14 protein-coding genes are annotated in these 18381 nt (G+C 71.0%); 10 read left to right on the forward strand and 4 right to left on the reverse strand.

Annotation, left to right across the window (positions count from 1 at the left end; genetic code table 11):
- The first annotated feature begins 298 nt into the window (after window positions 1-298).
- The 4 genes from ABD143_RS19920 to ABD143_RS19935 all read left to right on the forward strand — a co-directional run bounded on the left by ABD143_RS19920 (window position 299) and on the right by ABD143_RS19935 (window position 4077).
- The gene (locus tag ABD143_RS19920) at window positions 299-1903 is read left to right on the forward strand and encodes an NsdA family TPR-like regulatory protein (RefSeq protein ID WP_343980350.1); all 1605 of its coding nucleotides are present in this window, start codon (window positions 299-301) and stop codon (window positions 1901-1903) included.
- Window positions 1900-2796 carry a bifunctional diaminohydroxyphosphoribosylaminopyrimidine deaminase/5-amino-6-(5-phosphoribosylamino)uracil reductase RibD gene (gene ribD / locus ABD143_RS19925; protein ID WP_343980353.1) on the forward strand — a complete coding sequence of 299 codons (897 nt, stop codon included), beginning with the start codon at window positions 1900-1902 and terminating at the stop codon, window positions 2794-2796. The genes ABD143_RS19920 and ribD overlap by 4 nt, the downstream gene beginning before the upstream one ends.
- A gap of 286 nt (window positions 2797-3082) precedes the next feature.
- Complete coding sequence (locus ABD143_RS19930; RefSeq protein WP_343980355.1) at window positions 3083-3667, forward strand: dihydrofolate reductase family protein; 585 nt, start codon at window positions 3083-3085, stop codon at window positions 3665-3667.
- Complete coding sequence (locus ABD143_RS19935; protein ID WP_343980358.1) at window positions 3664-4077, forward strand: VOC family protein; 414 nt, start codon at window positions 3664-3666, stop codon at window positions 4075-4077. The genes ABD143_RS19930 and ABD143_RS19935 overlap by 4 nt, the downstream gene beginning before the upstream one ends.
- Window positions 4078-4282: 205 nt before the next feature.
- Here ABD143_RS19935 and ABD143_RS19940 read toward each other — a convergent pair whose 3' ends face one another.
- A complete protein-coding gene (locus ABD143_RS19940; RefSeq protein ID WP_343980361.1) occupies window positions 4283-5830 on the reverse strand; it encodes a lipopolysaccharide biosynthesis protein in 1548 nt (515 codons plus the stop codon).
- Entirely contained in the window at window positions 5830-7755 is a 1926-nt protein-coding gene (locus ABD143_RS19945) for a hypothetical protein (RefSeq protein WP_343980364.1), read from the reverse strand. The genes ABD143_RS19940 and ABD143_RS19945 overlap by 1 nt, the downstream gene beginning before the upstream one ends.
- Before the next feature lie 279 nt (window positions 7756-8034).
- On the opposite strand from ABD143_RS19945, the gene ABD143_RS19950 reads away from it, so the two are divergent.
- Window positions 8035-8721, forward strand: a complete 687-nt coding sequence (locus ABD143_RS19950) for a helix-turn-helix transcriptional regulator (protein WP_343980367.1) — start codon at window positions 8035-8037, stop codon at window positions 8719-8721.
- A gap of 155 nt (window positions 8722-8876) precedes the next feature.
- Here the strand turns inward: ABD143_RS19950 and ABD143_RS19955 are convergent, their stop codons facing one another.
- The gene (locus tag ABD143_RS19955) at window positions 8877-10397 is read right to left on the reverse strand and encodes a sugar transferase (RefSeq protein ID WP_343980370.1); all 1521 of its coding nucleotides are present in this window, start codon (window positions 10395-10397) and stop codon (window positions 8877-8879) included.
- Window positions 10398-10723: 326 nt separating this feature from the next.
- On the opposite strand from ABD143_RS19955, the gene ABD143_RS19960 reads away from it, so the two are divergent.
- The 5 genes from ABD143_RS19960 (at window position 10724) to ABD143_RS19980 (ending at window position 16917) form a co-directional block, all read left to right on the forward strand.
- Window positions 10724-12202, forward strand: a complete 1479-nt coding sequence (locus ABD143_RS19960) for a tyrosine-protein kinase domain-containing protein (protein WP_343980372.1) — start codon at window positions 10724-10726, stop codon at window positions 12200-12202.
- Between the two features lie 53 nt (window positions 12203-12255).
- Window positions 12256-13458 carry a glycosyltransferase gene (locus tag ABD143_RS19965; protein WP_343980375.1) on the forward strand — a complete coding sequence of 401 codons (1203 nt, stop codon included), beginning with the start codon at window positions 12256-12258 and terminating at the stop codon, window positions 13456-13458.
- The gene (locus ABD143_RS19970) at window positions 13455-14279 is read left to right on the forward strand and encodes a WecB/TagA/CpsF family glycosyltransferase (RefSeq protein WP_343980378.1); all 825 of its coding nucleotides are present in this window, start codon (window positions 13455-13457) and stop codon (window positions 14277-14279) included. Before ABD143_RS19965 ends, ABD143_RS19970 begins: the two co-directional genes overlap by 4 nt.
- Before the next feature lie 9 nt (window positions 14280-14288).
- Complete coding sequence (locus ABD143_RS19975; protein WP_343980381.1) at window positions 14289-15683, forward strand: O-antigen ligase family protein; 1395 nt, start codon at window positions 14289-14291, stop codon at window positions 15681-15683.
- A 130-nt stretch (window positions 15684-15813) separates the two neighbouring features.
- Window positions 15814-16917 carry a right-handed parallel beta-helix repeat-containing protein gene (locus ABD143_RS19980; RefSeq protein ID WP_343980384.1) on the forward strand — a complete coding sequence of 368 codons (1104 nt, stop codon included), beginning with the start codon at window positions 15814-15816 and terminating at the stop codon, window positions 16915-16917.
- 15 nt (window positions 16918-16932) lie between these two features.
- Here the strand turns inward: ABD143_RS19980 and ABD143_RS19985 are convergent, their stop codons facing one another.
- Window positions 16933-18294: a UDP-glucose dehydrogenase family protein gene (locus ABD143_RS19985; protein ID WP_343980388.1), complete on the reverse strand. Its 1362-nt coding sequence runs from the start codon at window positions 18292-18294 to the stop codon at window positions 16933-16935.
- Between the last annotated feature and the right edge of the window lie 87 nt (window positions 18295-18381).

Raw genomic sequence — 18381 nt, forward strand, 5'->3', positions numbered from 1 at the left:
TCGGGCGCCGCCATCGGCGCCGGAGTGATGAAGCCACCGCAGACAGCGCGCAGCACACCGTTGTCCGCGCGAGCGGCATGCCCATCGGCGACGTGGTGGGTCAGCTGGTCGGCGAACTGATCGGTGACCGGCGTCGTCCAGTGCGGGCTCATCGTCTGGCAGGCCGGACGTCGGCTGCTTCGCGTCCCGGCCTGAGCCGCCGACGCTCGCGAGCCTTGCGGGCGATGGCCGCCACCGAGCACGGCCAACGCGCAGGCCGACTCGAACACCCGCCACACAGACCGCTCGGCAACGGTTGATGGCGAGCCAGCGTCCGCTCCCACCCGCCGACCTGCATCGCAACAAACCGAACCGCAACATCAATCGCGGTCACGGCGTCCTTGCTGCTCCTCATCAACGAACGCCTCGTTCCGCTCTACGGCGCATCGGCCGGATACGTGCACCGAGGAACCGGCCGACGCAAGGGAGGTCGGGCGCGCATCCCGCGCCGTCCGGTGTCACGCGACCAACACCCGAGGACGCAGGGTCAGCTCGGCGATCATCGGCCGTCCTCAGGGGTGGCAGTTGGCACGCGATCAATCGTCGAGCGGCTGGCCTCTTGCCGGAACGGTCCAATGTGGAACGGACGTGGCACTTCCAGCGCACCGAGCCCGGCAAGCTGGAAGGATTGAGCAGGACCGGGGAGGCTCAGCGGATCATGACAACGGTTCGGCGGTGGACCGGCCACGAGACACGCGCCCTGCGTATGGCCCCGCGGCTCAGCGTGCGCGCGTTCGCGGAGCACCTCGGCGTCGCTGTTCGCACCGTCTCGAAATGGGAGTCCGGCACCGTCGGCGCCCTGCCGCGGCCGGACACCCAAGCGGTTCTCGACACTGCCCTCAGCCGTGCTGACCGTGCGGCGCAGGAGCGGTTCGCGTTGCTCTGCCGGTCAGGTCGGCATAACAACGGGGACAACACCCCCGATTCTGCGGGCCCAGCCCGCTCCGGCGCCCGGCTGCCGCCCGGCGCGGCCGATCACATCCCAGAACTCCTCGTTCACCTGCGGGAGCAGTGGCACGCGCTGGTCCGCACGGACAACCTCCTCGGACCCAGGTTCGCGCTCGCCGGCGTCCTCGATCAACTCGCGATCATCCAAGAGCTTCTCCCCATGACGACGCGAACTCACCGGGCGGAACTCGTGACGCTCGCCGGAACGTATGCCGAGTCCGCAGCCTGGTTGTACGAGGACGCCGGACAGATGCCGTCGGCTGCGCTCTGGGTCGGGCGGGCGATGGAGTGGGCGCACGAGGCCTCAGACGACCGGCTTCTCGCCTGGGCACTCTTCCGCCGGAGCCAGCATGCGGCCGCCGACCGCGACGGCCAGCGGACGCTGAACCTCGCTCGCGCCGCGGGCAGGAACGCCACCGCACTGTCCGGTCCGATGCGCGCAGCGATCGTTCAGCAGGAGGCGCACGGGCACGCTCTGGAAGGCGAGGAGCTGATGACCCACCGCGCGCTCGACGACGCACACCGGTGGGCGGCCGACGATGCGGCTGGCGACGCCCGAGGAGGCCACGGCTCGTTCTGCACGGCCGAGTACCTCGAACTGCAGCGCGCCAGTTGCTGGTCTGCGCTTGGCCGACCCGAACGGTCGATCCAGCTGTTCGAGGCCGTCATCCCCACCCTGCCTGCGGTCTACCGCCGAGACCGCGGGGTCGCTCACGGCCGTCTGGCCTACGCGTACATGTGCGCCGGTCAGGTGGAAGGCGCCGCAGAGAGCGGCCGCGACGCGCTGGCGATCGCGCGCAGCTCCGGGTCGATGCGTACGGAGCAGGCCGTCGCGAAACTGGGTCGGCAGCTCGTGCGGCACCGCCGCCTTGCGCCTGTCGCACTGCTGCTCGACGAACTCGGTGCCGCCGCATGAGCACCCACGAGACCGAGATCGCCGCGATGCAGCGAGCCATCACGATCTCCGCGCTGGGCCTCGGCTCGACGAGCCCCAACCCACCCGTGGGCTGCGTGATCCTCGACCGGGACGGGATGCCGGTCGGAGAGGGATACCACCGGCGCAAGGGCGAGGCCCACGCCGAGGTCAACGCACTCGCCGCCGCAGGGCCGAAGGCCGCCGGCGGGACAGCCGTCGTCACCCTGGAGCCCTGCAACCACTACGGCCGCACTCCCCCATGCCACCACGCAATCCTCGACGCGGGCATCGTGCGCGTCATGATCGCGGTGATCGATCCGACGTCCCGGGGGGAGGGCGGAGCCGCGCGCCTTCGAGAAGCTGGGGTCGATGTGGAGGTTGGCCTCCTCGCCGACGAAGCACTCGTCGTCCTCGGGGTTTGGTTGGATGCGCTGACGTCGGGGCGGCCCCGCGTTCGATGGGTCTACGAGAGCGGACCGGACGGCCCGCGCCCCTGGCCTGAGGAGCTGCTTTCGCGGACTGGCCTGCGCGCCGGCAGCGACGCTGTGCTCCACTCGGACGGCCGCGTCGAAGAGGGGATCTCTGGAGCACACGGACCCGGCGCCTTCGCTCTCCCGCACTCGGTCGCGGTCGACGACGCCGCCGGGGCCCTCAATGCGCTCTACGCCGGAGGCGTGCGCTCGCTTGTGCTCCACAGTGGCGCCGAACTCGCCGAACGCTTCCTCAAGCAGCAGCTCGTCGACGGGGTCGACGTGTTCCTCCCGGTGTCGGACCCGTCTGCGCGGGCGCAGCCAGATCCGCCACTGCCGCCTGGGTTCGAGATCCGCACCGTGACACGGCTCGCCTCCAGTCTCGTCCTGCATGCTGAGCGGGCCGAGCCAACCAACCAGTGACCGACACACACCGGCATGCGGTGCGGCTATGTGCAGGCAGTTTCGGCACCTGCTCCCCGAGTTCTGATCCAGTGTGGACGGAGCAATGCTCATGACTTGTGGATCGGCCTCGGGTTGGATGCGAAGGTGCCTTCCCGCGTGATCGACTTCTGGTCATCGAGCAGGCCGGCGCGTCGGGCCGATGAGTTTGCCGGTTACCTGAAGTCTTCCTTGTGACAAGCCCGCCCCCGTCTGCGGATCAGGAAACGCCGGATCCCGGTGTCATGGAGGAGAGATGGAGGCCAGGATGAACAACCCGATTCGGCTGTACATGTCGATGTCGCTCGACGGCTATATCGCCGGCCCGGACGATCGGCCAGGGCAGGAGCTCGGACGCGACGGTGGACGGCTCTTCAACTGGCTCGACGACCGGGAGTCCGACGGTCCGAGCGGCCAGGTCTACCGCGAAGCGCTGGCGACCGGCGCGGTGATCTCCGGCCGTCGGACCTTCGAACTCGCCGGGCGCTGGCAGGGCGATCACCACGACGGCGTGCCGATCTTCGTACTCACCCACCAGGTGGATGACGGGGACGTGCCACCCGGCCACGCGCGTTTCGTCACCGATGTCGAGGACTGCGCCCGTCAGGCTCGCGCAGCCGCAGGGAACCGGCCGGTCATGGTCCATGGGGCGGGGGCGGCCCAAGCACTTCTCCGAGCCGGGCAGGTGGACGAGATGGAGATCCACCTGGTTCCGGTCCTCCTCGGGGACGGTCGACGGCTGTTCGACCACCTGGGTAGCGATCACATCGAACTCGACCTCGTCCGACGGCTCGAGGATCGAGACGTTACGCATCTCCGCTACCGGGTGCATCGACCCGAGGAGGCCGCGTGAAGACGCTCTTCGTCAGCTACCGCGTCACCGACCTGGACCGCTCGCTCGGTTTCTACACCGCCTTGGGCTACGCCGAACTGGGCAGGGTCGAGGTCGGCGACGGGGCTCGCCTCGTGATCCTCAAGTTTCCCGACGAACCGGCGGCCTCGCTCGAACTGGTCCACCGCCCCGACGACGGACCGGTCGACGTGGGCAGCGGTTTCGACCACCTCGCGATCCAGGTGGAGAGGCTCGCCACCACTTTGGAGACGCTGACCGAAGCCGGCCTGAGGCCCGAACCCCTCCAGCACCCGGGCGGCCCTCACGGCCCGAAGACGTCGTGGCTCACGGACCCGGATGGTTACCGGATCGAGTTGGTGGAGTGGCCGTCCGGACATTCCGACGGCCTCACCGCAGCAGACTTCGCCTGAGGCGCCACAGTCTGCGGACTGATGAAGCTTCCCCTCGGCGCGACCGCGGCGCAACGCGAAGCGACATCCCACCCCCCACGGCGACAGCGTGGCTGGTGCTGGGGGCGATCGCGGAGTCGGCTGTGCTTGCACGCCTGCGTCGGGACGCGCGGACCGGTCCGATCCCCGACGGGTCGGCAGGCGCCGCCTCAGTCGACGTTCCGGGTCAGCGGGTCGTCGCCTCGCCCGCGCGCACTCCACCGCCGCGCTTCGCGCCCTTGCGCCGGGCGAACGTGGAGAACACGGCGATCTCGTCCCGGAAGTACCGCCGCAGGAGCACGAGCACGAGCGCCGTCGCGAGGATCCCGGCGAGGGCGGCCAGCACCACTGTGAGGAGGCTGTACCCGAGGGGTCGCACCGCCTCGGTCACGCCGTAGACGGCCAGGAACGCGGCCACTGCGGTGGGCACGTGCTTGAGGTACATCCGCAGGACCGTGCCCACCAGCCCGTCGGCGACCCGGCCGGAGAAGTGCAGCATCACCAAGAAGTGCAGGACGATCGCGACCGAGGCGCCGACAGCGACGCCGTTCACGCCCCACTGCGCCCCGATCGCGCAGCCGACCACCACCTCGGCCGCGTACATCCACTGCCGCCACGCCCCCCGGTAGACCGCACCGGTGGCCCTGGTCAGCGAACCGCTGATCTTGTATGAGGCTCGCGGAAGCAGCACCACCGCGAACACCTGCAGCGGCACCACCACTGCCGACCAACCCTCGCCCAGCACGAGCTGCACCACCTCGGGCGCTAGCACGAACATCAGCACGCTTGCGGGCACCGTCACGAGCGCGACGAGCGACGCCGCCCGCACGTAGGCGTACTGCAGCCGGGCCCCGTCGTCGCGCACCTTCGACATCGCCGGGAACAGCGCCTTGTCCACCGCGCTGCCGATCACGTTGGCGGGCTGCGAGAGCAGGCCGTACGCCCGGTGATAGATGCCCAGGGGCGACGGCCCGAGCATGTTCGCCACGATGAACTTGTCGGAGTTCAGCGCGAACCAGTTGCCGACCTGCGACAGCGAGTAGCCCGACCCGAAGCCGACGAGCCCCCGGATGCTGCGCCATATCGCCACCGGTCCCGCCGGGCGCACCGACGGGCGGGCGAGCCAGAGGTACCCGACCGCGGTGACGAGGGCCGCTGCGATCTGCCCCCACACGATGGACACTGCTCCGTGGCCCTGCACGGCAAGCAGCACACTCACGCCGATGGTGGCCGGACCGAAGGCGATCACGTCGACCACAGCCATCGACCGGAACTGCAACCGCCGCTGCAGGAGCCCGAGCGGCACCGCCGAAACGCCGGCGAGGACCAGGGCCAGCGTCAGGAGCCGGAGCAGGGTGGAGTCGGGGGGCAGCCCGACGAGCACGTTGAACACCGGCGTCATGAGGTGGAGCAGCCCCGCGAGCAGCAGCGACAGGACCACCGAGAACGCGAAGGCCGCCGAGACCTCCGCATCGGTCAGCGTGCGGCGCTGCACCAGCGCCGGGCCCACGCCGAGCTGGCTCACGAGCTGGGTCAGCCCCACCACCAATGCCGCGGCGGTGGCCGAACCGAACTCGGCCGGGGTGAGCAGGCGCGCCAGCAGCACCATCGACACGATCTGGAGCAGGGCCTGGCTCACCGTGCCGGTGAAGATCCAGACGAACCCGCGAACGGTGCGTGTGGTGAGGGACGGCGTCGCCGGTCCCTCGGGAGGGCCGGGACGCTCCGCGCTCATCACACGCGCCCGCGCCGTTGCGTCGCCAGGAACCGGAGGGCCGCGGTCCTGAGGCGGCGCACCTTTCGGTTCGAGGACACCCTGTTCCGCGCGATCGTGGCCGGGCGCGCGCCCAGGAAGTAGCCGTACCAGGCCATCTGGGTCACCACGCGCCGGACGCCGTCGGTGGGGCGCGGCGGTCGCAGCAGGTCCTCGACCGGCAGGCCCGTGACGGCGGGGTGGAACGCTGAGTTGCCCACGCCGTCGCCCACCAGGAGCACCCGGTCGGGCTGGTCGTAGGAGGCGCCGAGCCCTTCCGGAACGCCACGGAAGGTGTACGACGCCGTGACACCCGGGTCCGGATCGCGGCGGTCCTGCAGGAACTCCAGGTCGAGCACACGGAACCCGGCCCGGGGGTCGGACACGAGGTTCTGCGGCGACAGATCGAGCACGAACATGCCGCGCTCGTGCAGCGCCGCGGCGAACTGCGCCAGCGCCCGGGACGCCGCCGGCCGCAGCTGGGCGGTGTTGCGCATGAGGGGAAGGCGGCGCAGGACGTGGCTCCTGTCGTCCTCGTACAGCGGCGTCAGGATCCAGTTGGCCCCGTGCTCCAGCAGACCCGGGACGAGTGGCAGGTCGCTCAGCTCGGTGCGGGCGCGCAGCTCGCGCTCGAAGTAGCGGGACGCTCCGGGCCGGAAGATCTTGCAGACGCTCGGCCCGTGTACGGGGTGGTCCACCACGAACACCCTGGCCCGCCGCGAGAGCCCGGCGGGGCTGAGCGCGCGCACGACCGGGAACGGCACTGTGCACGCGTCGAGCAGGTCGCGCACCTTCTTCTCCAGCCGCTCCGCGAACTCCGGGTCGCCCAGCACGTCGAGGTAGTCCAGCGCCTGCAGCGCGTTGTCGGAGGAGTGCAGCGGGTTGTACTGCTCGGCCTCGCTGAGATCGCGCAGGAGGTGATCCCTGACCTGCGCCTTCGCCGCGGGGATGCGCAGGTTGGGCGCCCACCCGTCCTCGTCGGCTGCGAACCGCGGCGCCACGTCGTACCCGATGACGAACGCGGCGGGCGGCCCCCCGCTGAGCGCCCACGGCCCGCGTTCCCAGTTGCCGCCGCGCAGCGCGTGGCTCGAGACCTCGCGCTGCGCGGGGTCGAGTGTGACCACGTCGAGCACCTCGAAGCCCCGGCGGTCCAGCTCCACCGCGATCTCGGCACTGTGCTCCTCCGCGCGCTCCCGCACCACGAAGACCGCGAGCCCGCGCCACACGGGGTCGATCTCGGGCGGGGTCGCGAAGAAGCGGTCCCGGATCCACCGGTTGCCGGACTTGAGACGCTCCAGGGCGTCGAGGGGCGGGCGCAGGCCGGAGTCGTGCAGGTGCCGGTCCAGCTCCTCGAGGGTGGCCGCCGCGTCTGTGCCGAGCTGCGCCGCGAGGCCGGTGAGGACGGCCCCGTAGTCGTGGTCCGACAGCCTGGGGTCGCCCTCGGCGCCCGGGCCGCTCGCCAGCCCGGAGGAGTACCCCTTGTGGTAGACGGCGTGATAGGCGAGCGAGCGGAAGTGGCGGAGGGGATCCGGCACCCGGTACCCGCCCGGCAGCTCCACCGCGGTCGCGAGCACCTCCCGGGCGAACCGCGGCGGGTAGTACGGGATCTCGCGGAAGTCCGAGCCCGGGAGCCCGCTGACCGAGTAGAGATCGAACTTCTGGCTGGTCCCGCGCGCGGGCCGGTCGACGAGCAGCGTCTGTACGAACTCGAGATCCTCGTCGGCGACGAGGATGTCGACGTCCTCATCGGACTCCACGTTCGGCAGCGTGTCGAACCAGCGCAGCACGACGTAGGAGACGTCCCGTTGGCGAAGGCGCTCGAAGAATGCGTCCAGGGTCAGGTCCGGGACGAGGTACCGGCGAGCAGTGTTCGACCCGATGAGGCGGTGGCGGGCGCGCGTACGCATCTCGCGAGAACGTCGCGCGGCCGCCTCCCGAGTAGCGCGCCGGATGGCGTCGAGGCGCCGCAATGGGCTGACTCGGCCGTCGCTTTCCGCACCGATGACTACTGTTTCCGTCACCATTCCGCCGATCTGTTCGCCACTCGGTCAGGGGTTGTGTCGCTCGAAGGGCAGCTCACGTAAGGGCGAAGTGATCTCGAACACAGGATGTACGAGGGGTTAACGCCGAACGGCGTGATTGCGAGCCTCGGCACGAAGTGTGGTCGCTGTGAAGAGGAGACGAGCATGCACCTGGTACCCGCTCCCCCTCGCGTCGTGCTCCTCGGCCCCGTCGATCTCGCTGTGACCGCCACAGTGGTCGCGCTGCAGGCGCAGGGGCTCAATGCCGAACGGCTCTCCACAGTGGACCCGCCCCTCGTCCTCAAGCGACTGACCGGGTCCGCGCCGGGCATCCTGCTCATCGACATCGACAAGTGGAAGGTCGCCAGCACCGTCCGCACCGCAGTCGCTTCCGGTTGGACCGTCATCGTGCTCGGAGGGGACGCCGACCGGGAGCGCGTCGCCGGTGCCATCGCCGCCGGCGCGGCCGCATGGGTGCCGAAGAGCGCCTCATTCACGAGGCTCCTCGGGTTCGTGCGCAGCGCGACCACCGCCGAGCCGCTCATGCGGGACGAGGAGCGGGCCGACTGGCTCGCCCTGCACCGGAGCACGCAGGCGGTGGTGTCGGACCAGGTGCAGCGGCTCGAGCAGCTCAGCTCGCGGGAGCGAGAGGTGCTGCTGCACCTGGTCGAGGGGCACCGTGCGTCCGAGATCTGCGTCATGCTGTACCTCTCGATCTCGACCGTTCGCACGCACATCCGGTCGATCCTCTGCAAGCTGGACGTCAACTCCCAGGCGCAGGCGGTGGAGGTCTACACGCAGACCGTCCGCCTCTGGCCGCGCTACGCCGCGAGCCCGAAGAGGTACGCGTAGAACGCCACGGTCATGGCGCACAGCAGGAGGACGGCGACGATCTGCCACCGTCGCCGCCTCCACCCCGGGCGGTTGGTCAGGCGCCGGCGGGCCTTCCTCCACCACGACGAGCTGGGCCGTCTCCTCGGCAGCGCCGCCATCGTTCCCCTGGACATTCAGTACGCGCCGCGGCTGTGCAGCACGGCACCGACCGTCTTCCAGAGGATCGAGGCGTCGAGCGCCAGCGTCCAGTTCTCGACATAACGCAGGTCGAGGCGCACCGACTCCTCCCACGAGAGGTCGCTGCGGCCGCTGACCTGCCAGAGCCCGGTCATCCCCGGCCGCACGAGCAGGCGCCGCCGGGCGTCCGGTCCGTAGCTCGCCACCTCGGTGGGGAGCGGCGGACGTGGGCCCACCAGCGACATCGTGCCGCTGAGCACGTTGAACAGCTGGGGCAGCTCGTCGAGGGAGTACTTCCGCAGCACCCGCCCGATCGGGGTGATGCGCGGGTCGGCCCGCATCTTGAACAGCGGGCCCGCCCCCTCGTTCTCCGCCGAGAGCGCCGCCACCCGCGTGTCGGCGTCGACGACCATCGACCGGAACTTGACCATCCCGAACGTCCGGCCGTTCACCCCCACCCGGGTCTGCCGGTAGAACACCGGGCCGCCGTCGAGCCGCACCGCCGCCGCGACGAGCGCGAGGATCGGCAGCGTCAGGAGCAGCAGGACGGCGGCTCCGGCGCGGTCGACGGCGTCCTTCAGGAGCCGGGCCCCGCCGGTGAACCGCGGCTGGCTGAGCCGGAGCATCGGCAGGCCGTCGACCGGGGTGATGTGCAGCCGGGGCCCGGCGATCTCCATCAGACCCGGGTCGACGGCGAGGTCGACGGGAGAGCCTTCGAGCTGCCAGGCGAGCCGCTGGAGGCGGCCGGGTCCCCACCCGGGCGCGGGTGCGACGGCGACGATGCGGTGACCGCCCACCCGGGCCTCACGGCTGACCGCGTCGAGATCGCCGAGCACCGGGACACCCGCAATCGTCGACCCGGTTCCCGATGCGCTTCCCGCCGGGAGGCACGCCCCGGTGACGCGCCACCCGAAGTGCGGGTCGCGGCGCGTGCGGCGGACCAGGTCGGCGACGGCCTGCTCGCTCCCGACGGCCAGCACCGGCACGAGGCAGTTGCCGTGGACGCGCTCGCGGTGCAGCAGCTTGCGCAGCCCGTAGCGGGCGAGGAGGCAGAGGGCGCCGAAGAGTGGCACCACGCCGAAGACCCACGGACGGGCGGAGGAGATCTGCAGAGCGAGGGCCACCAGGCCGAGCACACCCGCGGCACCGACCAGCGCCCGGTACAGGCGCCGGAACTCGGCCGTGCCGGCACCGAGCACCCGCCCGTCCCACGCCCGCACAGACACGAGCGCGAGCACGATCAACAGCCCGGTCGCAAGCCCGGTGATGATCGAGGCGCGTCGCGCATCGCTCGCCGTCAACGGCCCGAGCCCGATCCCGGCGAGGACACAGAGGACGAGGAGTGTGAGGTCGGAGACGACGATCACGGACCGGTAGGTCCGTTCCCACCGGTCCACGCCGTGCGTCGCCTCGGCGGGTGGAACGGGCCGTGCGCCGATTCCGGTGCCGAGCGGTGCCGCATTGGCGGAGAGGGCGCTCGCCGGTTCGGCATTGCCCAGATCGTGTCGCGTGGACATGCAGGCTCCTGCGTTTCAGGGGGGCGGGCCGAGGGCGGGGCGAAAGGGAAGAACATCGACTCGCCGCCGACCACCTCTGTCGGCGCGAGGTGCCGCTCGGCAAGCGACGGCGCCCCGTTACGCGCTTTCCGCAAGCGCAACATGAACTCGTCAACCGTGATGAGTCGATTGCCTAATGGCTAACAGGTGAACATCCGGCGCTGAGTAACCAGTGGCTGCCGCGGAGAACTGGCAGCGGATCGACGTGAGGCGGCGGATGTGGGTGCACGGCAAGGGATGAGCAGCGCGAGTAGCCGCGCCGGAGCCGGGACGGCCGAGGCAGCCGCATGACGCTCCCGGACTACCTGCGGGTCCTGCGGGACCGCTGGCTGATCATCCTGACTGTGGTGATGATCGGCGGTCTGGCCGCCGGTGGCTCGTGGTCTCTCCGTCCACAGGAGTACACCGCGTCGCTCACGATGTACGTCTCGGCGCAGACGGCAGACACGACGAGCTCCGCATACCAGGGCGCCCAGCTGTCCGAGCAGCGCATCACCTCCTACATCGAGGTGATCAACAGCGAACTGCTGCGCGAGGACGTGGCCGGCTACCTCGGCACCGACGACCTCGGCGAGATCGTGGCGTCGAGCAACCCGAACTCGGTGCTCATCCGGGTGGTGGTCACGCACGTCTCCCCGCAGCACGCCGCCGACGTCGCCAATGCGGTGGGGAGCGTCTTCCCCCGCCTGGTCGACCAGCTGGAGCGGCCCGCGAGCCCGGCCGCGATCGCTCCCGTGTCGGTGCGCGTGATGAAGCCGGCGTCGGTGCCCGTGCGGGCGTCGTCGGTGAGCCTCCCGGTGACGCTGGCCATCGGCCTGCTGGGCGGGCTCGCGCTCGGCATCGGAGCGGCAGTGGCTCGCAACGCCCTGGACCGCTCGGTCACCTCCACCGAGCAGCTGCGACAGGCGACGGACGCGCCCAGCCTCGGCACCGTCGCCTACGACGGGGACGTCCCGAAGCGCCCGCTCACCGTGCACGAGGACCCGCAGTCACCGCGGTCCGAGGCATTCCGGGCGCTGCGGACCAACCTGCGGTTCGTCGACGTCGACAACCCGCGCAGCGTCATCGTCGTCACGAGCTCGGTGGCAGGCGAGGGCAAGACCAACACCCTCGCGAATCTCGGGATCGCGCTCGCCTCAGCAGGCCACAAGGTCGTGGTGGTCGAGGCCGACCTCCGCCGCCCCAAGCTGTCCGAGACTCTCGGTCTGGACAACGCCGTCGGTGTCACCAGTGTCCTGTCCGGACAGTTACAGATCGAGCAGGTCATCCAGCGCGGGCCCGGCGGAGTCGATCTGCTCTCCAGCGGTCCGCTGCCGCCGAACCCGAGCGAGATCCTCGCCTCGCGACAGATGCAGACGCTGATCGGCGAGCTCAGGGCGTTGTACGACACGGTGTTGATCGACACCCCGCCGGTGCTCCCGGTCACCGACGCCGCGGCGGTCGCCCCCGCCACCGACGGCGTGATCCTGGTCTGCCGGTACCGCTCGACCACCCGCGACCAGGTGTCGACCGCCCGCGGCGCCCTCAAGTCCGTGTCCGCATCGCTGCTGGGGACGGTCTTGACGATGGCGCCGAGCCGCGGCCCGCAGGCCTACCAGCAGTACCGAAGCTACGAGCGCGACGAGCGGGCCGTGGTGCGGGTCAGCCCGGGCGGCGCGAAGCTCCCGGTCACGCCGCTGCGCCCCACCGTGATCGACGGCGAGGGCGCCGCGCCGCGCAACGGAGCAAGCCGGCCGCGGCCGAGCCCCACGCCCCGTCCGCGGTGACACCCCGCCGGGAGGCCCAGCCAAGCACGGACCACGGCTCGTCTGGAGAACACATGCAGATCGACTACCTGGTTGGCGGACTCAGGATCTCGCTGGGGCCCGACACGATGACTCCCGGACCGGCGAACCACATCGAGAACGCCGTCGGCGCGCTGCGCGCACTCGGCCACGACGTGTCGCTGTACCTCTCGAGCGCCCAGCCGGTGCTCTCGCGGTTCGCCTCCGTCGGCGAGGGCACGGCGGGCGGGTCCCGGGTGCCGCCTCTTGCCGGCGACGCCGTCCGGCTCGGGGCGAGCGCGCTGAACTCGGCGCGGGTCGCGGCGTGGTCGGCCTCGTCCACAGCGGACATCGTGTACGAGCGGGCCGCCGTCCTGACCGACCTGTCCGCGGCGCACCGGAGAGCACGGCCGGGCGGGGCCGTGCGGGTCGTCGAGTCGAACGGGATCTTCTCGCGGGAGACGGCGCACGACCGCAACGCCCTGGCGGCCGAAGGCCTGGCGCGGCGCATCGAGCGTCGTCTCTACCAAAAAGCCGACGTGGTCGTCGCCGTCTCGGAGAACCTGGCCGCCGAACTGCGCGAGTACGCGGCGCTGCCTGACAACAAGCTCCTGGTCGTGCCGAACGGGGTACCGCCGGAGGTCGCCGACCTGCCGCGCCGCACACCCCGCCGGATCATCGGATTCGCCGGCGCCGTGATCGACTGGCAGAACCTCGAGAACCTCGTCCACGCGTTCGCCCGGGTCCGCGCGACGCTGGAGGACGGCGCCGAGTGGCGGGTGCACATCGTCGGCGACGGGCCCGCCCTACCCGCGCTCCACGAGGCCGTCCGCGCCGACGGCATCGGGGACGCCGTGCAGTTCCTGCCCCGGATGTCGCGCACCGACCTCTACGACGAGATGTCCTCGTGGTCGGTCGGCGTCGCGCTGCACCGGCCGTCGTCGAGCCGGACGATGTACCACAGCCCGCTCAAGTTGTACGAGTACGCCGGACTGGGGTTGGCCTGCCTGGTCAGCGCGTCCCCCGACGCGGCTCGGCTGCAGGAGGCGGGCGCCGCGATCACCGTGGTCGAGCCGACCGCCGACGGCATCGCCGCCGCGCTGCACGAGATCATGCGGGCCGGGCAGGTTGACCCCGACGTCGCCCACGCACGTGCTGCATCGGTGCGGCAGGGCCACGGCTGGACCACCCGGATGGAGTCCGTGCTGCAGCGCGTCGAGGAGATCGCCGCGCCGGGGATCAGGTTCGTCCGGCCATGAGCGAGCGGGGCGTGCCGCCGGCGTCCGGTGTGGACACCTGGGCGCCGGTCCCGACGGTCGAGGTGGCCGGGATCAAGGTCGCCGACGCGAGCGTGGAGCAGATCCTCGCGGACGTCCGCCGCGCGGTCCTGGCCGAAGACCGGTCTCCGCAGGTCTACTTCGCGCTCCACGTCGGGGGGCTGAAGCTGGCCTCAGTGGGTGCGTACGTGCAGGCGATGAACTCGGCGCGGATGACCTACGCGGACGGGATGTCCGTTGTGCTGCTCGCGAAGCTCGGCGGCGCACGGCAGATCGAACGCGCCGGCACCACTGACATCGGCGTCCCGATCATCGAGGCGGCTCAGCAGGCGCTCGGACGGCCGCTGCGGGTGGCGCTGATCGGCGGGCCTCCCGGCCTCGCCGAGTCCGCGGGCGAGGCGCTCCGCGAGCGCACGGGATGCGAGGTCTGCCTGACCGCCGAGGGGTACTCCGCCGACTTCGGACCGGTGCTCGCCGAGATCCGCGACCTCGCGCCCGACCTGCTCGTTGTCGGGATGGGCATGCCGACCGAGGCCCATTGGGTCGTGGAGAACCTCCCGGAGATCACCGCCTCGCTGGTGGTGACCTGCGGCGGGTGGATGGGCTTCCTCGTCGGCCAGGAGAGGCGCGCTCCGGTCGCGCTGCAGCGCGCCGGCCTCGAGTGGACCTACCGCCTCGCGCAGGACCCCCGCCGGCTCGTGCGCAGGTACCTCGGCGGCGCCTTCGTCTGGCTCCGCCTCGCGGTGGCGCTGCGCACCGCCGTGATCCGCGGCGTCCCGAGCTTCTGGACGATCCGATCGTAGGGCTGTGGCGTGGCGACTGGTGAGCGGTGGGGGACGACCTCGGCCGACGGCGACGGCGACGGCGCCGCCCCGGCCGGGCCGGACGGCACGTCGGACGACGCGATGGACCGGCGAGCGCGCGCGGTGGGCCGGCTCGTGGCGTGGTACCCGGTCGGCTGGGTGCTGGGGCTCGCGCCCGCGTTCTGGCCGGTCATGGCGGTCGTCGCGCTCGGCGCGGTGTGGCGGACGCGCCTGGACAGGATCTCCAAGGCGCTAGTCGTCCTGCTGATCAGCCTGCTGCTCTCGGTCGGCGTGGGTCTCGTCGCGGGGTACGGGTCCCTGGACCGCGTGGTCGGCTACGCCGCCAACGTCGCGGTGTGGGTCGGCGTGCTCGGCTGCGTCTGCCTCCTCGGCCACGCATCACTCGTGCACCGGACGGCGTTCGTGCGCGCGGCGGCGGTGATGGGCGTCAGCCACACCGTGATCTCCCTCGGGGCCCTCGTGCTCTACCCGACCAGCCTGCCGCTGCCGCTGACCTCGTCGATCGCCGGGAGCCTGCCGGACGGGATCCGCGCGTTCGTCAGCAACAAGCTCGTGGACGAGAGCTGGCTCCACGGCGTGGTGTTTCGGACGATCGGCACGATGGGCCGCCCGACGTGGTCGGGCGCGGTGTCGGCGCTGACGGTCCTGCTGCTCGCCCACCGGTTCGCTGCGAAGTCGCCGCGCGGCAAGGCGCTCGCGGTGCTGGGGATGCTCCTGGCGACGGTCAACGTCTACTACTCGTTCAGCCGCGCCACGGAGATCGCGCTCGTCGTCGCCGTCCTGTACGCGCTGTGCCGCATCGTGTGGCGGCTCCCCGCGTTCGGCCCGCTGATCGCACTGGCCGGCCTGTTCGTGACGAGCGTGCTCGCCCTGGCGAACTGGTCGACGCTGGTGGCCGGACTGGTGGAGGTGGAGAGCGCGCGCGAGGGCTCGTCGGAGACGCGGGGCGCGATCTACGCGGCGACGATCGAGCGGATCGCCGAGCTGCCGTTGCCGGTGCTGGGGTACGGCCTCAAACCCCGGCAGGACGGTCTGGTGGCGAGCGTCGCGACGCACAGCACCTACCTCGGCCTCGTCTTCAGAGCGGGCCTCATCGGGTTGGTCGCGTTCCTCGTGATCCTCGTGCTTTGCTGGAGGTACTGCGGTCGCTCAGAGAGTCCGATACCCCGCGCGATCGTCCTCGTCATCGGGCTGTGGTGCATCCTTGAGGACTTCGACCCCGGCCACCTGGTGCCGGTCTTCCTCGTGGCGGCGCTCTGCCTCGCGTCGACGGGGGCCACCCGGCCCTCGGAGGAACCACCTCGCGGCATACCGGAGCCGCCCCCGGTGATCAGCGCGGTCGGCGCCGGCCTGATTGGAGGTCGAGGATCGGATGAGCGATAGCCGAGCGCGGCGGCGTGCCGACGGTACCGCCCGCAGTCCTCGCAGGCGCCCAGGCCCACGGAGTACCGCCCGCAGTACCGCCCGCAGGAGTGGGCCTTCCGTCGCGCTGAGCGTCGCAGCGCTCCTGGCCGTGTCCGCGGTCGGTTGCGTCTCCACCCCCGGCCCGCCGTCGCAGCCGCAGGGCGCCGACACCGGACTGGCGAAACTGGTGCAGTGCGCGAACGACGGCCAGGATGCCGCGCTGCTGAACGCCACGATCCAGAGCAGCGCGGCGGGTGCCGACATCGCGATCTTCGGCACCTGCTCGCTCACGGAGCCCGTCGAGCTGCGTGGCGGCCGCTCCTACCACGGGCCGGGACGCGACGGCGCGGTCCTGCGGCAGGCCGACGGGGCGAACCTGCCCTACCTCCTCGCCTCGGACAGCTTCGTGGACTCCGCCGACACGACCGGTCGCCCAGTCACTCTGCGCGGGCTCTCGCTGGACGGCAACCGCGAGGGGAACGCCGGTTCGACCACCGACGGCATCGTCGTCCGATCCTGGCAGACCGGCCTCGAGGACCTGCGCATCCGCGACTTCTCCGGGTCCGGCATCCGCATCACGAACATCGGTGAAGGCGGCAAGCCGACGAGCGGCACGCAGGTCAACGGCAGGATCGCCAACAACTTCATCGACGACTCCGGCGTCAGCGGCGTGTACGTGGAAGACGGCGGCAACGCGGTGACGGACTGGCAGCTGCTGGACAACTGGATCGCCGGTTCCGCGGGCAACGCGATCCACCTGGAGAACGCGGCCGGCTGGATGGTCTCCCGCAACCACCTCTACGGAGTCGGTCGCGACGGGATCCGGGCGAACCGCGCCCACGGCACGACGATCAGCGACAACTACATCGAGGGCTTCGGCGAGGGCGCGGCGGGCGACTGGCACGGCATCTCCGTGAGCGCGCAGGGCTCGGCAGGGTCGACCATCGTCGGGAACCGCGTGTTCATGGTCAAGGGGCAGCAGCCGGGGTCGACCTACCGCTACATCCACGTCGACTCGAAGGGCGACGGCGCTGCGCTCGTCGCGGTGAGCGCGAACGTCGTCCGCGGGGACGGCAGCCCCGAGGGGGTCGGGCTCTCGTACACGAAGGGCGGCGGCGGAGGGCTGGCGGTCGCCTCCTCCGGCAACGCCGTCGCCGAGGTGGCGACGACGCTGGACGTCGGCGATGGGGTGACGGTCGGCGCCGGCTCCTGACGCCGGCCGCGCCCGTCAGTCCTCCGAGGTGAGTGCTGCGACAGGGCGCGCAGAGCGGCCGATGCCGATCCATCTCAGGGACGCGCGGCGCAGGACGTCCGGGTCGAGCAGGTTGCGCGTGTCCACGATGATCGGAGCGGCGACCGCATCGGCGATGCGGGACCAGTCGAGCGTCCGGAACTCGGCCCACTCCGTGAGGACCACGACGGCCTCGGCGTCCTTCGCCGCCAGGTACGGGTCGTCCACAACGGTCAGCAGCGAGCGGTCGATCCGCGTCGTGTCGGCGGTGATCCCGGGGTCATAGGCCACCAGGTCCGCGCCGGCCTGCTTGAGCAGCGCCGCCACACCCAGCGCCGGCGAATCGCGAAGATCGTCGGTACCGGCCTTGAACGTCAGACCCAACAGCGCCAGCCGCTTGCGGGTCAGCGAACCCGCCCGCTTACCCGTCACCGCGGTACGGACCTTGTCCACCATCCGCTGGAACTGCCGCGTGTTCGTATCGATCGTCGCCCGCAACAACCGGAACTCGAAATCCGCCGAATCCGCCACCTGCAACAGAGCATGCGTGTCCTTCGGCAGACACGAACCACCCCACCCCGGACCCGGCGACAGGAACGACTGCCCGATCCGCCGGTCATAACCGATGCCCTCGGTCACATCCGCCACATCCGCGTCCAACCGCTCACACAGTTCGGCAAGCGCATTCACATACGACAGCTTCATCGCCAGGAAGCAGTTCGCCGCATACTTGATCATCTCTGCGCTCGCAGCGCTCGTCAGCACCGTCGGCGCACCCAGACGCGCGTACACGGCCGCCACTCGCTCCGCCGCGTCCTGACCGGTGTTCGAACCCACCACGATCCGGTCGGGGTGCAGGAAGTCGTGGACCGCCGAGCCCTCACGGAGGAACTCGGGGTTGCTCACCACGCCGACGTCTGCGCGCTCCAGCAACTCGGCGGTGCGGTCCGCGGTCCCGACCGGCACTGTCGACTTGTTGACGACGACGCATCCCCGAGGTAGTGCGTCACGCGTCTCCTCGATCACGGCCTCGACGGCGGCGAGGTCGGCGATCCCGCCCACCCCCATCGGCGTGGGCACGCACAGGAACATGACCTCGACAGGCGTCCCCTCGCAGGCGAGCTCGTCCAGCGCGGTGCGAGCGCCCACGACGAACGACAGCCGTCCCGCGGCCACACCCTCACTCACCAGCTCCGCGAGGCCGTCCTCGCGGATCCCGATCTCGCCGTTGCGAAGGCGCTCCACCTTGACCTCGTCGACGTCGGCGCAGACCACGCGGTGACCGAGCGACGCCAGGCACGCCCCCGTCGTCAGACCCACATAACCCGTGCCGATCACGGCGATACGACGTACGTACATAGGTTGCAGCTCCTCGGCTACTGGGAAACGGGGTGCGTTCAACCGACGGGCCGCCACGCTGCCCCGCACGTGATGTCTCTGTGGGCG

This window comes from Pseudonocardia aurantiaca, from assembly GCF_039526725.1.
Classification (GTDB): domain Bacteria; phylum Actinomycetota; class Actinomycetes; order Mycobacteriales; family Pseudonocardiaceae; genus Pseudonocardia; species Pseudonocardia aurantiaca.

Excerpts from the sequence above, each read along its gene's own strand:
- ABD143_RS19920 (WP_343980350.1), top strand. The coding sequence starts at position 299 with ATGGCGAGCCAGCGTCCGCTCCCACCCGCCGACCTGCATCGCAACAAA.
- ribD (WP_343980353.1), top strand. The coding sequence starts at position 1,900 with ATGAGCACCCACGAGACCGAGATCGCCGCGATGCAGCGAGCCATCACG.
- ABD143_RS19930 (WP_343980355.1), top strand. The coding sequence starts at position 3,083 with ATGAACAACCCGATTCGGCTGTACATGTCGATGTCGCTCGACGGCTAT.
- ABD143_RS19940 (WP_343980361.1), bottom strand. The coding sequence starts at position 5,830 with ATGAGCGCGGAGCGTCCCGGCCCTCCCGAGGGACCGGCGACGCCGTCC.
- ABD143_RS19945 (WP_343980364.1), bottom strand. The coding sequence starts at position 7,755 with ATGCGTACGCGCGCCCGCCACCGCCTCATCGGGTCGAACACTGCTCGC.
- ABD143_RS19950 (WP_343980367.1), top strand. The coding sequence starts at position 8,035 with ATGCACCTGGTACCCGCTCCCCCTCGCGTCGTGCTCCTCGGCCCCGTC.
- ABD143_RS19955 (WP_343980370.1), bottom strand. The coding sequence starts at position 10,397 with ATGTCCACGCGACACGATCTGGGCAATGCCGAACCGGCGAGCGCCCTC.
- ABD143_RS19960 (WP_343980372.1), top strand. The coding sequence starts at position 10,724 with ATGACGCTCCCGGACTACCTGCGGGTCCTGCGGGACCGCTGGCTGATC.
- ABD143_RS19965 (WP_343980375.1), top strand. The coding sequence starts at position 12,256 with ATGCAGATCGACTACCTGGTTGGCGGACTCAGGATCTCGCTGGGGCCC.
- ABD143_RS19970 (WP_343980378.1), top strand. The coding sequence starts at position 13,455 with ATGAGCGAGCGGGGCGTGCCGCCGGCGTCCGGTGTGGACACCTGGGCG.
- ABD143_RS19985 (WP_343980388.1), bottom strand. The coding sequence starts at position 18,294 with ATGTACGTACGTCGTATCGCCGTGATCGGCACGGGTTATGTGGGTCTG.